The 3,894-nt window shown below is 45.7% G+C and carries 4 protein-coding genes; 3 read left to right on the top strand and 1 reads right to left on the bottom strand.

Annotated features, from left to right (window positions below; translation table 11 throughout):
* Window positions 1-307: 307 nt before the first annotated feature.
* Window positions 308-628, bottom strand: a complete 321-nt coding sequence (locus tag ENN47_06100; protein ID HDP77743.1) for a DeoR family transcriptional regulator — start codon at window positions 626-628, stop codon at window positions 308-310.
* Between the two features lie 148 nt (window positions 629-776).
* Between ENN47_06100 and ENN47_06095 the strand changes: the two genes are divergently transcribed.
* The 3 genes from ENN47_06095 to feoB are packed head-to-tail and all read left to right on the top strand — an operon-like array spanning window position 777 to window position 3,790.
* Window positions 777-1,511 carry a hypothetical protein gene (locus ENN47_06095; protein ID HDP77742.1) on the top strand — a complete coding sequence of 245 codons (735 nt, stop codon included), beginning with the start codon at window positions 777-779 and terminating at the stop codon, window positions 1,509-1,511.
* A complete protein-coding gene (locus ENN47_06090; GenBank protein HDP77741.1) occupies window positions 1,492-1,830 on the top strand; it encodes a ferrous iron transport protein A in 339 nt (112 codons plus the stop codon). The genes ENN47_06095 and ENN47_06090 overlap by 20 nt, the downstream gene beginning before the upstream one ends.
* Entirely contained in the window at window positions 1,754-3,790 is a 2,037-nt protein-coding gene (gene feoB / locus ENN47_06085; protein HDP77740.1) for a ferrous iron transport protein B, read from the top strand. The genes ENN47_06090 and feoB overlap by 77 nt, the downstream gene beginning before the upstream one ends.
* Window positions 3,791-3,894: the final 104 nt, after the last annotated feature.

Raw genomic sequence — 3,894 nt, 5'->3', positions numbered from 1 at the left:
GGGAAGGGAGGACTTAAACTCCGTATTTAGAGCTGACTACGAACGATCAACACTTCTACCAACCAATACCCTGTACGCGCGCGTCGGGCTCATGGGTGGTGCGTTGTGAGTCATGGGTGATGTGTAAGACCATTAGAGAAAGCTCTTTTCGGAGGCTGCTGGACGGTTCTTTCCGCTCTTTCGAAGGGCGGGTCCATGCTCCGGGTCAACCAAGGACGGCTTTTTCGTTCTTCTCGCCAAAAATGGAGTCCCTATTTATCATGTCTCTTATCAGAGATTCAAAAGTCCTGGCTCATTTATGGCTCACCTATGACTCATTATGGCTCACCAGAGTGTAATATGAGGTTTTTTTGCTCTTTCCTTTCTGATCAAGAACGCGCTTTTCAACAAGATCAGCAAGGTCTCTTGTCGCAGTTGCTTTTGAGACTTTTGTGAGTTCTCTACACTGTTCATTGGTAATACTTTCGTTTTTCATGACAAACTCTACTATCTGTTGCTGCCTTGGCGTAAGCCCCGGTATCTGCAGTTCACTTTTGTAGGATGTGTTGAAGAAACTTACCGAAAAGCCCCCTGATTCTTCCCTGAATATTGGATCAGGGAGTTTATGTGCTCTGCATTCTTCCATCATCAAAATCGTTCCTCTCCCCGGATAGAAACGCTTCCTTTCACTTCTTTCTTCACGGTATTTCCTCAAGCTTTGGTTGTTTCGGATTTCGGATGAAAAATCACAAGACTAGCCGGATACTCCAAGCTCTTGAAAATGCATTAGAGGAGTCTTGACAAAGATAAGGTACATAAATATACTATTAGTAGATGTAACTACATTATCTTCATATGGAAGGAGTGGTTTCAGAGTGACTATTTCAGAGAGCCTTGAGGATTACCTGAAATCTGTGTATCAGATACAGATCGAGAAGGACTTTGCACGTGTGAAAGATGTCGTTGAGATCCTCGGCGTGAAAACTTCCTCTGTGATTTCTGCTTTGAAGAAGCTGAGCGAAAACGGACTCGTCGACTACGAAAAGTACAGTTACATCAAACTTACTCAGGCGGGACTTATGCAGGCCAGTCTATTGTTCGAGAAACACAACTCTGTCAAGACCTTTCTCGAAGCAGTGCTGTATATCGAGAGTAGCAAAGCGGATGAGCTTGCACACGGTCTCGAGCATCATCTGAATCAGGAATTGCTGACGAAAATGGAGGCCGCAACGAGGTTTTTCGCTGAAAACCCTGATCTTCTAAAAAAGATGCAGACTTACGTTGACGATTATGAGAAGGAGTCACAAGTAACTCTCGATAGGCAAAAAAGCGGAAATGTCTACAGGGTAGAGGCCGTCAGGGGTGATCCTGAGCTGAAGAGACGTCTGTTAAGCATGGGAGTGCTTCCGGGAACAGAGATTTCGCTTGAGGCTATCGCTCCTTTGGGAGATCCTATCGAGGTAAAGGTGCGGGGATACAGACTTAGTCTTCGTAAAGAGGAGGCGAGGGCCATTGTCGTCGAAAGGATCTGAGAGATTCTTTCTCAACAATGTTCGATGGGGCCGCTGCAGAATAGTAGATCTTTCAGGATGCGAAACGCAGAAATCCAAACTGCGAAGCATTGGCCTTATTGAAAGCGCCGTTGTTGAAGTTATGAGGGGCTCAGCGGAGGGGATGTTGATTCTTCTAATTGGGGAATCTCGGATGGGTCTGAGCAACTCTCTTGCAAGCAGGATAGTAGTGGAACCTATAGACGAAAGAATCCGCTTTGTAGATGGAGGGGAGGAGAACAATGCCGTTAAAGGGCGCTTCGGTAGAAGAAAACGTTATAGATATCGCACTGGCTGGTAATCCCAATGTGGGGAAGACAGCGGTGTTCAATGCTCTGACAGGGATGCACCAAAAGATTGGAAATTGGCCTGGAGTTACGATAGAGAAGAAGGAAGGAGTATTTTCATTCGCCGGAATAAAGGCGAAAGTAGTCGATTTACCGGGGATATACGGCTTGAATGCCTTTTCATTAGATGAAAGAATCTCCCGTGACTATCTGGTGACCAGCAAGCCCGATCTGGTCTTGTCGATAATCGACAGCACGAACCTCCAAAGAAACCTCTATCTGACCCTCGAACTCATTGAAATGGGTCTAAACATCATTGTGGTTCTGAATATGCAGGACGAGTTGGAGGCTAAGAACATTTCAATTGACACGGAAGGCATGGCCAAAAAATTGGGAGTGCCGGTCGTTATGATTTCCGCGCTGAAACATACTGGCATTAAGGATTTGAAAGAAAAGATTGTCGATTATAGGGGAAAGATCTCGTCCAAAACAGAGAGGAAGTTTAACGACCAGAGAATAGAAGAGGCAATCAGGAAGATAGAGTCACTGGTATCGCATTCAGATATTTGCAATGAGCTAGACCCCAGATGGTTATCCATAAAACTCATTGAAAGGGACCCCGAGTACAAATTGGTACTTGAAAGAGCTTCAAGCGGCATAAAGGGCGCAGTCGATCAAATCGTTTCAGACCTCGAAAAGAGTGTTGGAGACGCTTCTGTATCGATCGCCCAAGAAAGGTACAGATTCATTCAGGAGATAGAAACAGACTGTGTGAAAAAAAACACTGTTCGTGCCGATTTCACAGATAGACTTGACAGAATACTCACCAATAGATGGCTCGGAATTCCAATCTTCTTCTTTCTGATGTGGCTCACCTTTCAGGTAACCTTTACTGTCGGGAACTTCTTTCTCGAACAGATAGAAATCGGTTTCGAATGGCTATCTGAATCTGCAACTTCTCTGCTTGTCGGAAACGTGCCGGAAATATTGGTCTCTCTTGTTTCGGACGGGATTATCGGAGGTGTGGGAAGCGTAATGGTCTTCGTTCCTAACATCTTCTTCTTGTTCCTCATGATCGGGGTTCTAGAATCGTCAGGATACATGTCCAGGGCTGCATTTGTCATGGACAGGCTGATGCACAAGATTGGGCTGCACGGCAAATCTTTCATACCTATGATAATCGGATTTGGATGCACAGTTCCTGCAATTATGGCTACAAGAACCCTTGAATCGAGAAAGGATCGGCTGATCACTATTCTTGTTGCGCCTTTCATGTCATGCAGCGCGAGACTGCCGATCTATCTTACCTTCACCGCCATATTTTTCTCAAAACATCAAAGTACCATTGTCTTCAGTATCTATGTGATCGGAATAGTAGCCGCCATTGGAATGGCAAGGTTGTTCAAAAGTACGATCCTTAAGGGAGAAAGCTCTCCGTTTGTGCTTGAGCTTCCACCGTATAGGCCGCCAATGGTAAAAGAGACTCTGAGATTTGCGGGAAGCAAGAGCCTGATGTTTCTCAAGAGAGCCGGTACAATTATTTTCATAGTTGTCTTGGTGATTTGGGCTCTGGCATCTTTCCCTGCTGGAGTGGAGTATGGTTCCAGAGAAAGCTATGCAGGCGTTATTGGTTCGGCTGTTGCTCCCCTAATGAAGCCGATGGGAATTGATAACTGGGAGAGCGGGGTCGCAGTTTTAATGGGAGGTCTCGCAAAGGAAGTTGTGGTTGGGACTTATCAGACGCTAATAGGAGAAGGAAACCTCGAACTGACCTTGAATGAGTATTTCACACCACTCTCGGCGTATGCCTTCATGCTTTTCACATTGCTATACATGCCATGCGTAGCGGTATTTGGAGCAATCTGGAAGGAAGCCGGAGTGAAGTGGGCTCTCTTCACCGCTATCTATACAACTGTATTCGCATTCATTGTCGCTTCTCTTGTGTTTCGGATTGGCAGTTTGTTCCTCGGCTGAGTGCCCACGTAACATTCGCGCCTCACCCAAGACTCATGTTACCCCAACAAATCAAAGATTGCTCAGTACGCTATTGTTCAGCATAATCGCTGCGTTTGCCATAT

It is taken from the genome of Mesotoga infera (genome assembly GCA_011045915.1).
GTDB lineage: Bacteria > Thermotogota > Thermotogae > Petrotogales > Kosmotogaceae > Mesotoga > Mesotoga infera_D.
Note: the sequence above shows the minus strand (reverse complement) of the source record. Positions and strands in the feature narration are given on the sequence as shown.

Bases quoted from the DNA above. Each gene is read 5' to 3' on its own strand.
- feoB (HDP77740.1), top strand. From the start codon at position 1,754: ATGGAGGGGAGGAGAACAATGCCGTTAAAGGGCGCTTCGGTAGAAGAA.
- ENN47_06100 (HDP77743.1), bottom strand. From the start codon at position 628: ATGATGGAAGAATGCAGAGCACATAAACTCCCTGATCCAATATTCAGG.